At 55.9% G+C, this 16,192-nt stretch carries 18 protein-coding genes and 1 other RNA gene; 13 read left to right on the top strand and 6 right to left on the bottom strand.

The window, feature by feature from the left end:
• Positions 1–26 precede the first annotated feature (26 nt).
• The 7 genes from AC2FFP_RS04815 (at position 27) to AC2FFP_RS04845 (ending at position 4,774) form a co-directional block, all read left to right on the top strand.
• Complete coding sequence (locus AC2FFP_RS04815; protein WP_496880774.1) at positions 27–758, top strand: FadR/GntR family transcriptional regulator; 732 nt, start codon at positions 27–29, stop codon at positions 756–758.
• Between the two features lie 10 nt (positions 759–768).
• Positions 769–1,131: a DUF4345 family protein gene (locus AC2FFP_RS04820; protein ID WP_496843886.1), complete on the top strand. Its 363-nt coding sequence runs from the start codon at positions 769–771 to the stop codon at positions 1,129–1,131.
• Positions 1,132–1,167: 36 nt separating this feature from the next.
• Positions 1,168–1,513, top strand: a transfer-messenger RNA (tmRNA) gene (gene ssrA, locus AC2FFP_RS04825).
• 99 nt (positions 1,514–1,612) lie between these two features.
• Positions 1,613–2,044 (top strand): ester cyclase, encoded by a 432-nt coding sequence (locus AC2FFP_RS04830; RefSeq protein WP_496760508.1) that lies wholly within the window; start codon positions 1,613–1,615, stop codon positions 2,042–2,044.
• Positions 2,045–2,170: 126 nt separating this feature from the next.
• Positions 2,171–2,986 carry a chromate resistance protein ChrB domain-containing protein gene (locus AC2FFP_RS04835; RefSeq protein ID WP_496722726.1) on the top strand — a complete coding sequence of 272 codons (816 nt, stop codon included), beginning with the start codon at positions 2,171–2,173 and terminating at the stop codon, positions 2,984–2,986.
• Positions 2,983–4,236, top strand: coding sequence for a chromate efflux transporter (chrA, locus tag AC2FFP_RS04840; protein WP_496843887.1), 1,254 nt, complete (start codon positions 2,983–2,985; stop codon positions 4,234–4,236). Before AC2FFP_RS04835 ends, chrA begins: the two co-directional genes overlap by 4 nt.
• A gap of 76 nt (positions 4,237–4,312) precedes the next feature.
• The gene (locus AC2FFP_RS04845; RefSeq protein ID WP_496765043.1) at positions 4,313–4,774 is read left to right on the top strand and encodes an SspB family protein; all 462 of its coding nucleotides are present in this window, start codon (positions 4,313–4,315) and stop codon (positions 4,772–4,774) included.
• Between the two features lie 33 nt (positions 4,775–4,807).
• Here the strand turns inward: AC2FFP_RS04845 and AC2FFP_RS04850 are convergent, their stop codons facing one another.
• Positions 4,808–5,371, bottom strand: coding sequence for a hypothetical protein (locus AC2FFP_RS04850; RefSeq protein WP_496739942.1), 564 nt, complete (start codon positions 5,369–5,371; stop codon positions 4,808–4,810).
• A 207-nt stretch (positions 5,372–5,578) separates the two neighbouring features.
• Between AC2FFP_RS04850 and fumC the strand changes: the two genes are divergently transcribed.
• The 5 genes from fumC to AC2FFP_RS04875 all read left to right on the top strand — a co-directional run bounded on the left by fumC (position 5,579) and on the right by AC2FFP_RS04875 (position 8,546).
• Entirely contained in the window at positions 5,579–6,970 is a 1,392-nt protein-coding gene (fumC, locus tag AC2FFP_RS04855; RefSeq protein ID WP_496880775.1) for a class II fumarate hydratase, read from the top strand.
• The gene (gene aroQ / locus AC2FFP_RS04860; RefSeq protein WP_496739941.1) at positions 6,967–7,491 is read left to right on the top strand and encodes a gamma subclass chorismate mutase AroQ; all 525 of its coding nucleotides are present in this window, start codon (positions 6,967–6,969) and stop codon (positions 7,489–7,491) included. The genes fumC and aroQ overlap by 4 nt, the downstream gene beginning before the upstream one ends.
• Complete coding sequence (locus tag AC2FFP_RS04865) at positions 7,488–7,664, top strand: DUF4169 family protein (protein WP_496739940.1); 177 nt, start codon at positions 7,488–7,490, stop codon at positions 7,662–7,664. Before aroQ ends, AC2FFP_RS04865 begins: the two co-directional genes overlap by 4 nt.
• Positions 7,661–7,879, top strand: coding sequence for a ribbon-helix-helix domain-containing protein (locus tag AC2FFP_RS04870; protein WP_496739939.1), 219 nt, complete (start codon positions 7,661–7,663; stop codon positions 7,877–7,879). Before AC2FFP_RS04865 ends, AC2FFP_RS04870 begins: the two co-directional genes overlap by 4 nt.
• Before the next feature lie 64 nt (positions 7,880–7,943).
• On the top strand, positions 7,944–8,546 hold the full coding sequence (locus AC2FFP_RS04875; protein ID WP_496880776.1) for a DNA-3-methyladenine glycosylase I: 603 nt from the start codon (positions 7,944–7,946) through the stop codon (positions 8,544–8,546).
• A 3-nt stretch (positions 8,547–8,549) separates the two neighbouring features.
• Here the strand turns inward: AC2FFP_RS04875 and AC2FFP_RS04880 are convergent, their stop codons facing one another.
• The 4 genes from AC2FFP_RS04880 to AC2FFP_RS04895 all read right to left on the bottom strand — a co-directional run bounded on the left by AC2FFP_RS04880 (position 8,550) and on the right by AC2FFP_RS04895 (position 12,880).
• Positions 8,550–9,431 (bottom strand): fructose bisphosphate aldolase, encoded by an 882-nt coding sequence (locus AC2FFP_RS04880; RefSeq protein WP_496880777.1) that lies wholly within the window; start codon positions 9,429–9,431, stop codon positions 8,550–8,552.
• Between the two features lie 72 nt (positions 9,432–9,503).
• Complete coding sequence (locus tag AC2FFP_RS04885; protein ID WP_496843890.1) at positions 9,504–10,853, bottom strand: cytochrome P450; 1,350 nt, start codon at positions 10,851–10,853, stop codon at positions 9,504–9,506.
• On the bottom strand, positions 10,850–12,064 hold the full coding sequence (locus AC2FFP_RS04890) for a hypothetical protein (RefSeq protein ID WP_496765065.1): 1,215 nt from the start codon (positions 12,062–12,064) through the stop codon (positions 10,850–10,852). Before AC2FFP_RS04890 ends, AC2FFP_RS04885 begins: the two co-directional genes overlap by 4 nt.
• A 63-nt stretch (positions 12,065–12,127) precedes the next feature.
• Positions 12,128–12,880: a cytochrome c biogenesis CcdA family protein gene (locus AC2FFP_RS04895; protein WP_496880778.1), complete on the bottom strand. Its 753-nt coding sequence runs from the start codon at positions 12,878–12,880 to the stop codon at positions 12,128–12,130.
• A gap of 105 nt (positions 12,881–12,985) precedes the next feature.
• Here AC2FFP_RS04895 and AC2FFP_RS04900 point away from each other — a divergent pair, with 105 nt between their 5' ends.
• Positions 12,986–13,219: a sulfurtransferase TusA family protein gene (locus tag AC2FFP_RS04900; RefSeq protein ID WP_058271547.1), complete on the top strand. Its 234-nt coding sequence runs from the start codon at positions 12,986–12,988 to the stop codon at positions 13,217–13,219.
• A 46-nt stretch (positions 13,220–13,265) separates the two neighbouring features.
• Here AC2FFP_RS04900 and AC2FFP_RS04905 read toward each other — a convergent pair whose 3' ends face one another.
• Positions 13,266–16,154 carry an Rne/Rng family ribonuclease gene (locus AC2FFP_RS04905; RefSeq protein WP_496880846.1) on the bottom strand — a complete coding sequence of 963 codons (2,889 nt, stop codon included), beginning with the start codon at positions 16,152–16,154 and terminating at the stop codon, positions 13,266–13,268.
• Between the last annotated feature and the right edge of the window lie 38 nt (positions 16,155–16,192).

Raw genomic sequence — 16,192 nt, forward strand, 5'->3', positions numbered from 1 at the left:
AAAAATTCACCGACGGTCCCCGGAATATGAAAATCGACCCCAAAAAACCTGCTGATCTGTCTGCGCAGATCGCTCAGGCCATTCGTGACGCAATCATCTCGGGCGAATTGATCGTGGATGAACGTTTGCCCTCCGAGGCGGAATTGTCCGAGCAATTCCAGGTATCTCGCCCGACCGTGCGCGAGGCTTTGAAGCGTCTTGCGGCGCAATCCCTGATCCGCACGCAACGCGGTGCAAGCGGTGGTGCATTTGTGAACCGGCTGAGTTTTGAGGGCGCGTATTCCCAACAGATCACGACCTCGACCCTGTTGCTGTCGATGAATGCGGTCAGCTTCGACACCGCCTGCGAAGCGCGCTTCGCACTTGAACGCGCCTGCGCTGCCTTGTCCGCGCAACGCCGTACCGCGGATCAGTTGGCCACCATGCGGGCCGAAGTTCACCGCCAATCCCAACCGGGCCTGACAGATGAGGCGTTCTGCGCCTCGGACGTGGCGTTTCACCGGGCGCTGGTGGATGGTGCAGGCAATCCTGTGCTGTCCTATCAACTGGCTGGCGCGGTCGAAGCGATGCAGCCGCTGATGAACATGATCACTTTCACAGCGCGGTCCCGGGAAGCAATTATTACCTTCCACAATCAGATCGCCGACGCGCTGGAAGATCGCGACTCGACCAAAGTGGACGCGACGCTAGTTGAGCTTGAGAGCTACACAAGACAATTGGCGCAAGACGTGGCGCAGCAAAGACGTAATCCGGCGTAAGGAAATTGAAATGACCACCGCTTTGAACGTGATTGCCGCCCTTATGACCATTGGGTTTGGCCTGTTCGGTTTTCTCGCGCCCAGCTTTACCTTGGGCGCGCTGGATCTGAGCACTACAAACAGCAATATGGGGCTAAGCGAGATGCGTGCTTCGGTCGGTGGGCTTTTCGTCGTCACTGGCGTGGCTGTTTTGTTCCTCAACAACCCGATGGCCTACGCCATGTTGGGGGTTGTCTATGCGGGCGCGGCATTGGGCCGGTTCGTTTCGGTTTTTCTGGACAACCCGCCTTTGGTCAAGGCGGCTACTTTTGGTGGAATCGAACTAGTCCTTGCGCTTTGGTTGATACTGGCCAACATCAACAGGGCCATTTAACCCGCTGTAATTGCTTAGCACACCCGATTCAATTCCCAGTTTGCATCTGCTCGCACGCTCACCTATATAGGATATGTCCTTCGGGACTATGGACATAAACGCGCTCGTAATAAGCGGATCGGACCCGGGGGCGGTACCCGGCGGCTCCACCAACATCCTTCATTTGGGGATCATGGGGCCGAAATAGGATCGACGAACGTCTAAAGGGGTTAGCTTTGTCTCGGCGGGGTGCCACCGTATCGGCCCGAAAAGTACAATTGCAAATGACAATCGTGCTCCGGTTGCAGTTGCTGCGTAAGCAGTAGCAAGACCGAAACTTAAGCCCTTGCGCCTAGCCGCGTAAGGCGGGGTTCGCAGGTACCTGGCAACAGAAACCTGCACCTTCCACTTAAAGTCTGAGTTTTTCGCTGAGCATGTTCATGTTCAGAGTTTTTTCACTATTTGGTCTCATGCTTACCCCAGCAGAATAAGGAGAGCTGGGATGTCGCACGCAGATCTACTCAGAGAGTGGTATTCCGAGGTTTGGGAAAACGGCAATACCGACGCGATTGACCAATATTTCGCCCCCGAAGCCTTGGCTGAAGGGCTTATTCCGGAAATGCAGGTCGGTGCGGATGATTTCCGGGATCTGGTCATGGCCTTTCGCCATATCCTTGGGGACATTCAGGTCGATATGCCCAAAATCATCGAAAACGGCGATTGGGTATCCGCCATCATTCACCTGCGCACAACGCGCGCCGATAACGGTGCCCCGCTTCAAGCCACGGGCAGCGTCATGGGGCGGATTAAAAACGGGCGCATGGTTGAAGCGTATAACCAGTTCGATTTCATCTCACTCTTTGAACAGCTCGGCCAATTTCCGCAGGACACATTGCCTGTGTGTATGACCGGTCAAAGGCTGGATTGGGCCTGACCATATATGCAATCTTGACCCCCTCGGCGCTTACACGGTAGCAAGTGCCATGGGGTAAGATTGCGAACACCCCGTGAGGCGTCAGCCCAAGTTTCGCATGTATCCGACGAAACCAGGAGACATGCTGTGCCCGCACCAAACTCGATCACCCCAAAGCAATTGTTAAGACTGATCGGCAAGCCGCAATCCCCCATACTGATCGACATCTGTATGGATGCGGATTTTGAGGCTGACCCCTATCTTATCCCCGGCTCAATACGCCATCCTGCGAAGGATATCGAAGGGCTGGTCAACCTGATCGGTGACCGACCTGCAGTCGTGATTTGCCAGAAAGGCAAGAAGCTCAGCCAGGCCGTCGTCTCGTGGTTGCGAGGCGAAGGTGTAAAAGCCGAGTATCTTGAAGGCGGCATGTTTGCGTGGCGAGACATGCCAGACGCTCCGCGTGTGCCTGCGAAGGCGTTTTCGATGCTGCAGCCCGAAGGATCCCTTTGGGTGACCCGACACCGCCCAAAGATCGATCGCATCGCCTGCCCCTGGCTGATCCGGCGGTTTGTGGACCCAAATGCCCGGTTCCTGTTTGTTGCCCCGTCGGAAGTCGAAGCCACCGCTGCAATATTTGACGCGACCCCTTTTGACATCGAAGGCGCTCATTGGAGCCACCGGCAAGACAAATGCACCTTTGACACTATGCTGGACGAATTCGCATTGCACACGCCCGCGCTGGATCGGCTTGCAACTGTCATTCGGGGCGCAGACACCAATCGCCATGACCTTGCACCAGAAGCTGCCGGGTTGCTTGCTGTCTCTGTCGGGTTGTCCCGGCAATACCGTGACGATCACGAAAACCTTGCTGCAGGAATGCATCTGTACGATGCGTTGTATCGCTGGGCGCGCGACGGGTTTGAAGAACAACACGACTGGCCAATGGACCGCAAATCATGACCCCGACACTATCGGAGCTGGTCCGTATCTTTGGGCGCATCGGGCTTTTGTCCTTTGGGGGGCCTGCGGCGCAAATCTCACTGATGCATCAGGAATTGGTGGAAAAACGCCCGTGGCTGGACGAACAATCGTATCTACGGGCGCTGTCTCTTTGCATGCTGTTGCCCGGCCCCGAGGCCATGCAACTTGCCACATATGCCGGCTGGCGGCTGCGCGGCGTGACCGGAGGGTTGATCGCCGGCGGCCTGTTCGTCATCCCTGGCGCGCTGATTATCGCCGTTTTGGTCGGGCTTTATGCAGCTTTCGGGGACCTGCCACTGGTTCAGGCCGCTTTCGTCGGGGTGAAGGCAACTGTAATCATCATTGTCCTTCAAGCGCTTAGAAACCTGTCGCGCAAAGCCCTGACCGATGTGGAGCACCGGGCAATCGCCGGATTGGGCTTTGTTGCAATCTTTGCCTTTAACCTGCCTTTTCCCTTGATCATTCTGGCTGCAGCGCTTTGGGGGTATCTGAGTTTCAAAGGTGAGGCCAACACCGCCCAAACACCCCCTGCCCCAAATGCGACGCGCCCGCTGCGCACCTGTGCCATCTGGCTGACCCTATGGCTTGGCCCATTGGTGTTGCTGAGCGTTACTGGTCAGAAATTGCTGAGCGATCTCGGGTGGTTCTTTGCCCGCCTGGCCGTTGTTACGTTCGGCGGCGCTTATGCGGTTCTGGCATATATGACCCAAACCGTCGTGGACAAATATCAGTGGATCAGCACAGATCAGATGATTGATGCGCTGGGGCTGGCCGAAACAACGCCTGGACCTCTGATACTGGTGACACAATTTGTGGCCATGCTGACGGGACAGATTTCGGGCGGCATCCCTTTGGCACTTGCCGCCGGCGCGGTGGCACTTTGGGCCACCTTTGTCCCGTGTTTCCTGTGGATCTTCCTAGCCGCACCATATCTGGACCAGCTGGCCGCCCGTCCACGGCTGTCCGCAGCCCTACACGGGATAACAGCAGCGGTTGTCGGCGTGATTCTCAACCTTTCCGTGTGGTTTGCTCTTAAGGTTCTTTTCGGAACAATCCCGGAATTGGCATGGGGACCCCTAACCATCCCATGGCCCGAACTTGCGACACTGAACACAAAAGCGCTGGTTTTGACGTTCATGGCCGGGGTGTTGATATTCAAGCTAAAATTCGGCATGGGAATGACCTTGGCCCTGATGGTCGTGGCCGGAGTCGGTTTTCATTTTCTTTGAACAATCCACCCCCTCCCGGTCTTTCGTTTCCGAACGAATCCCCTATGCTTGGGGTAACCACTTTTGAGGATGACACATGTCGCAGGACATTGACTATGGAACCCTGATGCACACCGCCATGCGCGGCCTCATTCAGAAAGTTCTGACCAACGTTTCTGAAAACGGTCTGCCTGGGGCGCATCATTTCTTTATCACGTTCGATACACGGCAGGACGGAGTTGAAATAGCTGACTGGTTGCGCGAACGCTATCCCGAAGAAATGACTGTCGTAATGCAGCACTGGTTCGAAAACCTCGAGGTCGGCGACAACGGCTTTGCGATTACACTGAATTTCGGTGACGCGCCCGAACCGCTTTATATTCCGTATGATGCGATCAAAACCTTCGTGGACCCGTCGGTTGAATTCGGGTTGCGTTTCGAGAGCCCCGAAGACGAAGAAGAGGTTGCGACCCATATCGTCGAAGAATCGATTGAGGTTGAGGAAACTCCGGTCCAGCAAGACGCGGATGTCGTTTCACTGGACAGTTTCAGAAAGTAAGCTCAGACTTACAAACCCCGCCTCTCGCGGGGTTTACTGTTTTTCGAGGAACGTATCGACCGAGCGGGATTTAATCCCATTACGGAACCGCGAAAAGGACAGGTTAAGCCCACCGTCGGCCAGCGTGCGATCGAACTGCTGCAATTCATAGCCACCGTTTTCATCAATGAACAACGAGAACACCGTCAGAGTCTCGCCCTCGATCCGGCCCCAGACGAACGGTTCACCCTGCATTGGGTCCAGGGGCACCTCGTGACCAAACACATTGCGCTTCATCGCCGCTGAATACACGTCTGACCTGTCAGATTGCTTGAAATCGATCGAGAAGGACTGATCTTTGACCCGGCCATCCGGCTTATAGGTCGTGGTCTTCCAACTGACGTTGAACCCTTCTTTGGTTTCATGGATCGAAACGCTCATATCGCGTGGGGTTTCTGTACCATCATCGTCAACTAAATTGGCTGAACCGACGTAATCCCCGATAAAGGGCGTGATGTCCCCGGCCTGGGCCTGAAGATTGGAAAAGATAAGCCAGAATACGGCACCCACCGCGAATGCGATAAGCCGCAGCGGATTAACCCCGTTAAATTGCAGCACCTGACCCTCCAGCGTTTTGATCTTGCTATTCTACCCCAGTCACAGGCGCACACAATGGTCCTAGTACCTGTGTATCAAAGAAAAATGCGCCGCCCCAACGCCTATACCTTTGGTCGGCTTACGCTTATGGTGCGCGCAACTGGCCGATTGCGCGATGACGCCGTCACGGGTAAACGGCATACGACTGCATACTAGACGGAGTGACCGATGTCCCAGACCCGCACCGAATCCGACAGCTTTGGCCCGTTGGAAGTTCCCGCCGACAAATATTGGGGTGCACAAACTCAACGCTCGATCATGAACTTTCCGATCGGCTGGGAAAAGCAACCCGTCGCCATCGTGCGTGCGCTGGGCGTCATCAAAAAGGCCTGTGCGATGGAGAACAAAGCCATCGGCAAGCTGGATGCCAAGATCGCCGACGCTGTTATTCAGGCCGCGGGCGAAGTGATTGAGGGTAAGTTTGACGACAACTTCCCGCTGGTCGTGTGGCAAACCGGTTCGGGTACTCAGTCGAACATGAACTCGAACGAAGTAATCGCCAATCGCGCGATTGAGATCATGGGCGGTGTGATCGGTTCCAAAGAGCCTGTGCACCCGAACGATCACTGCAATATGGGGCAATCGTCGAACGACACGTTCCCGACCGCAATGCACATCGCCACTGCGATGAGCGTGCGCGACGTATTGCTGCCCGGGCTTGAGAAATTTGCATCCGCGCTGGAAGCGAAAGCCAAAGAGTTTGCCGGTATCATCAAAATCGGCCGCACACACACTCAGGATGCGACCCCTTTGACCCTGGAACAGGAATTCGGCGGCTATGCGCACCAGATCCGTCAGGGTATCGCCCGGGTCGAAGCCGCAATGCCTGGCATCTATGAACTGGCGCAAGGCGGCACCGCCGTCGGCACCGGTCTGAACACGCATGATGGCTGGGATGAGGCCGTCGCCAAGAACATGGCTGACATCACCGGCCTGCCCTTCGTTACCGCGCCCAACAAGTTCGAAGCGCTCGCGGCCCATGATGCCATGGTCTTCCTATCAGGCGCGCTGGCGACCATTGCTGGCTCTTGCTACAAAATCGCCAACGACATCCGGTTCCTGGGCTCTGGCCCGCGATCGGGCTTGGGTGAGCTGATCCTGCCAGAGAATGAGCCGGGTTCGTCGATCATGCCCGGAAAGGTGAACCCGACACAGGCCGAAGCGCTGACACAGGTGGCCGCACATGTAATAGGCAACGATGCAGCGATGAAGTTTGCGGGTTCGCAGGGCCATTTCCAGCTGAACGTCTACAACCCGATGATGTCGTACAACTTGCTGCAATCCATTCAGCTGCTGGGTGATGCCACCGACAGCTTTACCGAGCGTATGCTGCTGGGCATCAAGGCCAATGAACTACGCATCGATAAGCTGATGAAGGAATCCCTGATGCTGGTCACGGCGTTGGCTCCGACCATCGGTTACGACAACGCCACTACTGTCGCCAAAACGGCGCATAAGAACGGCACGACCCTCAAGGAAGAGGCCATTGCGCTGGGCTTTGTCGATGAGGAGACATTCGATGCGGTCGTACGCCCCGAACACATGATCGGCCCCAAATGATCGCGTGGCGTAAGTTTGCCAACCTGTGCCTGCTAATCGCAGGCACAGCGACCTCAGCTCAGGCTGACCTGTTCAACCTGATCGACTCTCGGCTGGAATGGATGCAGGACGTTGCTGCGTTCAAACACGCCAATGACCGCCCGGTGGAAGACCTCGAGCGTGAAAAAGTCGTAATTGACAAGACCTTGGAACAAGCAGCGCTTTCGGGTATTGACCCGGACAGCGCGCAGCTGTTTTTCGAAGTGCAGATCGAAGCCGCGAAAGAGATTCAATCCTGTTGGATTGAACGGTGGACCGAAGACCAAACCTCTGTTCCCGAAAGCTATGCGGATCTGATGACCGAGGTGCGCCCCGCTCTGTTAGATCTGGGCGGACAAATCCTTGAGACAATGTCGGATCAACCACCGGTTTCAACTGCGTTGCAGGCCGATTTTCTAGACACCGTGAATGTCGAATGCCTTTCAGATGACAGCCGTGCGGAATTGTTCGATAGTCTGACCAAAGTGAGACATGCGCAATGACGGAACCGGTCAATCTGAACAAGTTTCGAAAAGAAAAAGCGCGGACCGAAAACAAGGCCCGTGCTGACCAAAATGCCGTCGCTTTTGGCCGCACCAAGGCCGAAAAGGATCTGGCAAAAAAGCAGCAACACAAGCTGCGCCAGGACCATGAAGGCCATAAGTTGGACAAATGAGCGGACGCCCGGTCAAACGATCCCTGACGCTGAAAGGCCATCGGACATCCGTATCGCTGGAAGATGAATTCTGGCAGGCGTTCCGGACCATTGCCAAGGAAAAAAACTTACCGATCAACGCTCTGGCGGCCGAAATTGATGTCGAGCGTGACCCGGACATCGGACTTGCATCGGCCATACGGGTTTTCATTCTGAACTGGTATCAATCCAAGTAAATCAGTCTTGCTCTGACATCCAGAAACCGCTTACAGTAAGGGGGAACAAAAGGAGTACGAAGCGGTGGTTGATACAGTTCTAGGTCCAGACGGAAAACCACGCTGCGCGTGGTGTCAGGCCGCGCCCGAATTCTTTGACTACCACGATCAGGAATGGGGGTATCCGGTTGGTGACGACCAACGCCTGTTCGAAAAGCTATGCCTCGAAAGCTTTCAATCCGGTCTAAGCTGGCGCACGATTTTGTCCAAGCGCGAGAACTTTCGGAAAGCTTTCAAAGCTTTTGATATCAACGCAGTAGCCGCGTTTGATGATGCAGATACACAGCGCTTGTTACAAGATGCAGGGATTGTGCGACATCGTGGAAAGATCGAGGCCGTGATTAACAACGCACGCCGCGCGCAAGAGTTAATCGCTGCCGAAGGGTCTCTGGCCGCATATGTATGGCGATACGAGGCGGACTCACCGCCCGCCCCGCAAACCGCTTCAACGTCGCCAGAATCTGTGGCGATGTCGAAAGACCTGAAAAAACGGGGCTGGAAGTTTGTCGGGCCGACGACGGTGTTTGCCTTCATGCAGGCAATGGGGCTGGTGAATGATCACGCCGAAGGTTGCGTCATGCGTGAAAAAGCGGCGCAGTTGCGCCGCGAATTCACCAAACCCCAATAGTGTTTAGACTGACGCTCGGAAAATCTTGTCGATGTTTCCGCCCAGGGCTGCATTGAACTCGGCGTCTGATTGCTTTTTTGATAATCCTTCGGTCAGCGCGCGCGAGAAGGACGCGATCATCTTACCGTTCTGGCCAAGCAGATCGCAGGCCTGTTCCGTCGAATAACCGCCAGACAGGGCAACCACACGCAGAACACGCGGATGATCGGCCAATTCGTCATAGAGGTTAGCTCGGTTAGGGATCGTCAGCTTGAGCATGATGTCCTGTCCGTCAGCCAATTGATCAAGGTTTTTCAGGATTTCAGCCTTCAGGATGTCTTCGGCTTCGGCTTTGGTGGCGGAGTTGATGTTCACCTCGGGCTCAACAATCGGAACCATTCCGGAAGCCACGACTTCACGCGCAACGTCGAACTGCTGTGCAACAACCGCCGCGATGCCTTCGGCGTTTGCCTCATGAATGACCGAGCGCTCCTTGGTTCCGAAAACACCATCGGCTTTGGCCAATGTTGCGGCCAGACCCGGGATGGGTTTCATCATCTGAACGCCATTCGCTTCGTCTTCCAAACCTTTGTCAATCTTGAGGAAAGGTACAATGCCTTTCACTGACCACAAGTAGTCGGCGACCTTCTGACCATCAATTTGCTCGCCCAGAGTGCGTTCGAACAGGATCGCGCCGATCACTTTGTCCTTGGTGAAATCATCCGCCAGAATGATCCGCGCGCGCATTTTCTGGATTTCACCGAACATCTCTTCGTCCGAGCCGTATTCAGATGCGTCAACGCCATAAAGCGCCAGCGCCTTGGGGGTCGAGCCACCGCTTTGATCCAATGCTGCGATGAATCCTGCGCCGTCGGACATTTGTGTGCGCTGTTCTGCTGATGACATAAGACTTTCCCGTTCAATATGATTCCGCGATTTCAAACCGCATACAGCAAGGCGTGATAGGATGGTAGTTTGTTAGCGCTCAACCAAGCGCAACCAAATTCCGTCTTTCGATCGGACGGTCAAATGCGCGACCGGAATGGGCGTTTGTCCCGCGACCAACTCGAACCGGAAGTGTCGCAGCAGCATGGATAACAGAAGCGGCCCCTCGATCATGGCGAACCCAGTACCGGGACATACGCGGGACCCTGTCGAGAATGGAATGTACGCGTTGCGCTGACAGGTCTTTCCATTCTCAGTTCCCCACCGGGTCGGATCGAACTCGTCGGGACGGTCCCAGAGCCTTTCCTGCCGATGCAGATGCCACGGACTGATCACGATTTGCGACCCTTCGGGGACATCCCTGTCCCGGAAATGTTCGGGGCATGTCGCCTCGCGCACCATCATCGGCACGGGCGGGTAAAGCCGCAGCGCTTCGCGAAACACATCCCTGCTGAGCTTTAGCCGCGACAATACAGAAAAATCAGGCGAGTCGAGCGCCACAGCTTCCTCAGCCAGCCTGTCCTGCCATTCGGGATACATTGCAATCAGGTACAGCGTCCAGGCCAGTGCGGACGCGCTGGTTTCGTGCCCGGCAAGAAAGAAGATCGCCACCTGATCAACCATTTCCTGCGTGTCAAACCTACGCCCGGTTTCGGGATCACGCGTGGTCATGATCTTGGTTGCCAGATCATTCGGCGCGCTACCACGAGCGATCAGTTCAGCCCGGTCCGCCGTAAGTCGCTGGATTAGCGCCCTGATATCCTTTGCATTCTTCTTGGTGCGCCACGAATGCAGTCGTGGCAACCACTTTGGCAGGGGGACAAAGGCCGCAATGTTCAGAATGGGTTGTTCACGCTGATAGCTGCGAAACTTGTCAAACACCTGAGCGGCGATTTCGTGTTCGATGGGCACCGAAAACAAAGTGCGAAAGATGACATCCGCCGCGATATGGCTGGTGACCTCTTCAAATTCAACAACACCACCTGCCTGCGTGCGCAACCGATCCACGCCCGCTTGACCAGCCGCATGCATTGCTGGAAACGTATCTTTCAAACGGCCGCCTTCAAACGCCGGATCAATGATCCTGCGCTGCCTCTTCCAGGTGTCCCCGTTGGTCAGGAAGACAGAGTCCCCCAGCAACGGACGCAGCCCCTCACTTATGCGGTTAGATTTGGGGAAATCATCAGGGCGTTTTTTCAGAACTGTGTCGATCAATTCTGGCTGATTCACCAAGTATGATCGAAAGAACGGCGTGCGAAATTCGGCCATCCAGGCGCGGTACAGCCTATGGGGTTGGGCTGACAGAACGTCCTTGCGAAACAACCTCAGATACCGCCAAAGCGATACTTTATCAGGGCGTGAAGGTGGCTTGGGCGGCGTCATGCCGTCACCGAACTGTATTTTGAAACCGGCTTTTCCACCCGCGACTTAGAAGGCGCCCGGCCCTTGAACCTCTGCCCAAGCGTCAGTGGGCCGGCGGTGATGCGGAAATAATCATAACGATCCGGCTTGTCGAAGGAGCAGAGATACTGGAAATGCAGGCGGAAGAATTTCCAACGCAATGCTTGCCATCGCTCGGGGGACAGGGTCTGCGTGAAGGCCGCAGACAGAACCAGCGGCCATTTCTTTTCGGCGGTAGCGACACCGCTGACGGAAACCGGATCGCACAGCGCAAAAGAACAGCCATCGCCGGGGGCCGAGACGTCGACCCAGGTCAGGCCTTCCTGCGTGGACAAGAATTGCAAATCTGCCCTCAATTCACGGGCTTGGGGCAGAAAAGATACCATCGGCACGACCTGTCCCAACGTTAGGAACGAAAATACAGGGCCGTCATCACGTTGACTGTTGTCGCGGATAACATCGGCCAGAACGCTGACACCCAGATGGGCCCCTGAGCTATGCCCGACGACCAGCACCTCGTCTGCGTCTGAATTCAGCGCCTCTTGGATCAACGCACCGAATGCACGCAGGCGATTGCGCAATTCAACTGGCGTCGCCCCTTTGAGTTTTGCGGAATAGGCATAATCATGCATCAGGTAATAGGCAAAAAGCTGACCGTCTTGCCGGCGAAACCAGCGCAACAGACCGTAAGCGGCCACAACCGCAAGGATTACGCCCATCCATCCGATAAACGGCATTAAAACCCATGTCATGGCCCCGGCTAGCAAGATCGCCAACAGCAGTTGAGCCAGCAACATTCCAACCGGATATAGTGCGGCAACCACCGGCCCCTTGCGCAACCGCATCAGGCGCCACAGTGTTCCTGTCGACATATAGATCCACGCGGTCCGCACCAGTTGCAGATAGGTCGCTGGGATCGAGTTGGACATGCTGTCACGAACCAGGTCCGACCAGACAAGAACATCCACATCAACGTGAACTTCGGTCCCGTCCTGACGTGAAGTGACATGCCACCCATAAGGGCCATCGCCAGACTTGGCGGACGTCGAAATTTCATAACCGGAAATCTCGGCCTGCAGCTTGCCTTCGGTTCGATACAGCTCCCGATATCGCCGCGGCGGAATCGGGTCGTAGCCGGGTATATAGAATACCCGGCGTTTACACACCCGAGGTTGATTTTTCTGACTGCTCATGGCCTTACCTTCTGCGGCGCAGGTTAACCCAGCAATGGGGCCAAGGTAAGTCAGATCAGCAGATCATCCAAAATTCGCCAGCGCCGGGAATGTCTCTAACAGCCACCAGCTGAATTCAGTGAACAGACCGGTGATCAGCATGATGCCCACGAACAGTAACAAGCCACCCATCACCTTTTCGATCGTGCCCATGTATGGCTTGATCCGATTCATCACCGACATCGACCGGTTCAGGAACATCGCAGCCAGCAGAAATGGAATACCCAGGCCCGCCGCATAGACGCCCAACAACAGGGTTCCCCGCGCGACCGAGGCCTCGGACGCGGCCAGTGACAAGATCGCCCCCAGCTGCGGCCCAATGCACGGTGTCCATCCAAACGCAAAGGCCAGACCAAGGATATAAGCGCCAAACACTGATCCACCAGAATCACCGGTCTCAATCCGCGCTTCGCGGTCCAGAAACGGGATACGGAAGACGTTCAGAAAATGCAGGCCAAAGACGATGACCACTGCGCCAGAGATCTTTGCGAACAACACCTGGTTCTGCAGGACAAACACCCCGAAGGCAGAAGCGGTGAAACCCAGCAACAAAAACACCGTAGACAGGCCCAGAACAAAGAACAGGGCGGCGAAGGTTGCCTTGCGGCGTGCTTTCGCCTCATCCTGCATCTCGTTGATCGTCACGCCGCTCATATAAGCCAGATACGGCGGAACAATGGGCAGAACGCAGGGCGACAGAAAGCTGATCAATCCGCCCAACATCGCGATGAACATGGCAGGCAGCAGGCCCGCGTCTATGATATCTATTCCGAACATGTCTCAGCACATATGGTATGAGACGGCCAACGTCACGGGGCCATTCGGTCACATCCTCGTGGTTGCATGCTGGACACCCTGCCCAGTTGGAAATATCTGAACCTTATGTCAAATCCGCCTGAAACACTCGATGCGTTGGGTCTGTTGTGCCCTCTGCCCGTCCTGAAAGCGCGCAAGCGTTTGAAATCCATGCCTGCCGGGGCCGTTTTGCGCGTGCTGGCAGATGATCCTGCCGCCATAATTGATGTCCCGCATTTCTGTTCTGAGAGCGGGCACCAATTGCTGTCGCAGGAAGACGCAGACGGCCATCAGATCTATTTGATCCAGAAATCCCACTGAGATCGGCCAAAAAGAAAAAGGCGGGCACCTGGCCCGCCTTTTCTTGTTACTGACCCAGTGACCACCAGCCACGCCGTTTGGGTTTGGCGGGCTGCTCCGGCTCTTCGGCTACGACCTCCAGAACTGGCTCAGGGGCTTCTTCAACCATGATGTCCGCTGGTTCCTGCAGGTCTTCTGAGACCACATCGGCCAAAGGTTCGGGTTGTTCAGCCTCTGCAGGTTCAACCTGTTCTTCAACGACGCTTTCCGCCTCGGGCGCGGGCTGCTCTGCCGCTGTTTCAGTCTGCTCAACTTTTTCGGCAGTTTCGACAGGGGCTTCAACAGGTGCATCTGTCACACCACCTTCCTCGGCCGGTGCTTCAGGGTTTGCGGCCTGGGCATCCTTGCTCACAACCGCTTCAGCGGCGACTTCTTCTGCAGCTTCAACAGGTTCCGCGTCCTTCTTCTTGCGACGCGGTGCGCGGCGACGCTTGGGCTTGGCCGCTTTTTCTTCTTCGGCAGGCTCAGGTGCTTCACCCTCAGGCTTTACGTCATCCGCCGCTTCGGTTTTGGCTTCATCCGATTCCTCGGACGCCGCCGCGTTACCCTCTTCAGCGTTCACCTCAGGGGTTTCGTCAGAACCATTGCTCTTCTTCCGACGGCGGCGACGACGCTTGCGCTTGGGCTTAGCCTCCTCTTCGGCTTGAACGGTGGTTTCCTCTTCGACCGGCTCTTCCTCACTGGCGTCGATAAGATCCATCAGGGACGCATCCACGGAAACAACGGGCGCGCTGGCTTCGGGAACGATCCGGCTTGCCGTCTTGAATTTCTCCATCGAGAAATCCGGGCTGACCAGATGTACGTCGCCTTCAACACGTACAGACAGGCCATAACGGGCCTCAATCTGTGCGATATGCTCGCGTTTCTGGTTCATCAGAAAGTTGGCGATGCTGACTGGGCAACGAACAAGCACCTCGCGTGAGCGGCGGCGGGTACCCTCTTCTTCGATCTGACGCAAGATGGTCAGCGCCATGTTGTCGTCCGAGCGGATCAGGCCAGTGCCATGACAGGCCGGGCATGGCTGTGTCGTCGCCTCCAACATCCCCGGACGCAGACGCTGGCGGCTCATCTCCATCAGGCCAAAGCCCGAGATGCGGCCGACCTGAATGCGCGCACGGTCTGTTTTTAGCCGTTCCTTCATACGCTTTTCGACGGCCAGATTATTCTTGCGCTCGTCCATATCGATGAAGTCGATGACGATCAGGCCTGCCAAATCACGCAGGCGCAGCTGGCGCGCAACCTCTTCTGCGGCCTCAAGGTTGGTCTTGAGCGCGGTTTCCTCGATTGAACCCTCTTTGGTCGCCCGACCCGAGTTCACATCAATCGCGACCAGCGCTTCGGTCACGCCGATCACGATATATCCGCCCGATTTCAGCTGAACGGTCGGGTTGAACATTCCGGCCAGATAGCTTTCGACCTGATAGCGCGCGAACAAAGGCAGCGCGTCTTCATACCGTTTCACATTCTTCGCGTGTGAAGGCATGATCATCTTCATGAAGTCTTTGGCGATGCGATAACCGCCTTCACCTTCGACCAGAACCTCATCAATTTCGCGATTATAGAGATCGCGGATCGACCGTTTGATCAGATCGCCTTCTTCATAGATTTTCGCCGGCGCAATCGATTTCAGCGTCAGTTCGCGGATCTGCTCCCACATGCGCTGCAGGTATTCATAATCACGCTTGATCTCGGATTTAGTACGCTTGGCGCCGGCGGTCCGGATGATGAGTCCGGCTCCGGTAGGCACGTCGATTTCCGCCGCGATTTCCTTAAGTTTCTTACGGTCCGGCGCATTGGTGATTTTGCGGCTGATCCCGCCCCCACGCGCCGTGTTAGGCATCAGAACGCAATACCGACCTGCCAGAGACAAGTAGGTGGTCAGAGCAGCACCCTTGTTGCCACGTTCTTCCTTTACGACCTGCACCAGTAAGACCTGGCGGACCTTGATAACCTCTTGAATCTTATAGCGACGTGGCCGCGGCTTACGCACCGGGCGAATGTCTTCGCTGTCATCTTCGTCGGCGACGGATTCGATTGAATCGTCCTTCGAGGTCGCATCAGCCCGCGCTTCGACATCGGACTTTTCGTCATCTTCAGACGTGGTGTCCTCAGAGGCTTCAACCTCTTCTACGGCTGCCTCTGGTTCGTCACCGCCAACCTCGGAATCTTCAACGGACTCCTCTGGGGCAGCTTCGACAGAGTCATGCTGACTACCATCGGCGGCTGCTTCCTCAGCTTCTGCAGGGGCTTCGGCCACTTCCTCGACCTCAGCAGCACCTTCTGCTTCTGCCACAACCTCGGCATCAACTGGCTCTTCCGAAGATTCAGCTTCAATAGGTTGCTCTTTGGTTACTTCGGCATCGACCGGCTCTTCCACCGGAGTTTCAGCCACACGATCAGCCGGAGAGGTGCCTTCCGGAACCGACATGTCGGCCCCTTCTTCACCTTCGTCCAGATCGATGGTTTCCATGCCGGTGGGTTCGGATGAAACCTCAATCGACTCTACTGCATCATCGGATTTTACATCCGCAGCCTTCGTGCGCGAACGCGAGCGACGCTTTTTAGGCTTCGCCTCTTCGGCTTCATCCCGCGCCTTCATTGCCTCGGCATAGGCGCGCTCTTCTTCCATCAGCGCTTCGCGATCTGCGACCGGGATTTGATAGTAGTCCGGATGGATTTCCGAAAACGCCAGGAAACCGTGCCGATTCCCGCCGTAATCCACAAAAGCCGCCTGTAGGGACGGTTCGACCCGGGTTACTTTTGCAAGATAGATGTTGCCAGCAAGCTGGCGTTTGTTTTCGGATTCAAAGTCGAACTCCTCAACCTTGTTTCCGTCAACCACCACGACGCGGGTTTCCTCCGCGTGGGTGGCATCGATAAGCATTTTCTTAGCCATGTGTCCTTGGTGCACCGCGCCAAACGCGTTGTCCTTAC

This window comes from Ruegeria sp. YTSC004, from assembly GCF_059609805.1.

Excerpts from the sequence above, each read along its gene's own strand:
- AC2FFP_RS04815 (WP_496880774.1), top strand. The coding sequence starts at position 27 with ATGAAAATCGACCCCAAAAAACCTGCTGATCTGTCTGCGCAGATCGCT.
- AC2FFP_RS04820 (WP_496843886.1), top strand. The coding sequence starts at position 769 with ATGACCACCGCTTTGAACGTGATTGCCGCCCTTATGACCATTGGGTTT.
- AC2FFP_RS04830 (WP_496760508.1), top strand. The coding sequence starts at position 1,613 with ATGTCGCACGCAGATCTACTCAGAGAGTGGTATTCCGAGGTTTGGGAA.
- chrA (WP_496843887.1), top strand. The coding sequence starts at position 2,983 with ATGACCCCGACACTATCGGAGCTGGTCCGTATCTTTGGGCGCATCGGG.
- AC2FFP_RS04845 (WP_496765043.1), top strand. The coding sequence starts at position 4,313 with ATGTCGCAGGACATTGACTATGGAACCCTGATGCACACCGCCATGCGC.
- fumC (WP_496880775.1), top strand. The coding sequence starts at position 5,579 with ATGTCCCAGACCCGCACCGAATCCGACAGCTTTGGCCCGTTGGAAGTT.
- aroQ (WP_496739941.1), top strand. The coding sequence starts at position 6,967 with ATGATCGCGTGGCGTAAGTTTGCCAACCTGTGCCTGCTAATCGCAGGC.
- AC2FFP_RS04865 (WP_496739940.1), top strand. The coding sequence starts at position 7,488 with ATGACGGAACCGGTCAATCTGAACAAGTTTCGAAAAGAAAAAGCGCGG.
- AC2FFP_RS04870 (WP_496739939.1), top strand. The coding sequence starts at position 7,661 with ATGAGCGGACGCCCGGTCAAACGATCCCTGACGCTGAAAGGCCATCGG.
- AC2FFP_RS04880 (WP_496880777.1), bottom strand. The coding sequence starts at position 9,431 with ATGTCATCAGCAGAACAGCGCACACAAATGTCCGACGGCGCAGGATTC.
- AC2FFP_RS04885 (WP_496843890.1), bottom strand. The coding sequence starts at position 10,853 with ATGACGCCGCCCAAGCCACCTTCACGCCCTGATAAAGTATCGCTTTGG.
- AC2FFP_RS04890 (WP_496765065.1), bottom strand. The coding sequence starts at position 12,064 with ATGAGCAGTCAGAAAAATCAACCTCGGGTGTGTAAACGCCGGGTATTC.
- AC2FFP_RS04895 (WP_496880778.1), bottom strand. The coding sequence starts at position 12,880 with ATGTTCGGAATAGATATCATAGACGCGGGCCTGCTGCCTGCCATGTTC.
- AC2FFP_RS04900 (WP_058271547.1), top strand. The coding sequence starts at position 12,986 with ATGTCAAATCCGCCTGAAACACTCGATGCGTTGGGTCTGTTGTGCCCT.
- AC2FFP_RS04905 (WP_496880846.1), bottom strand. The coding sequence starts at position 16,154 with ATGGCTAAGAAAATGCTTATCGATGCCACCCACGCGGAGGAAACCCGC.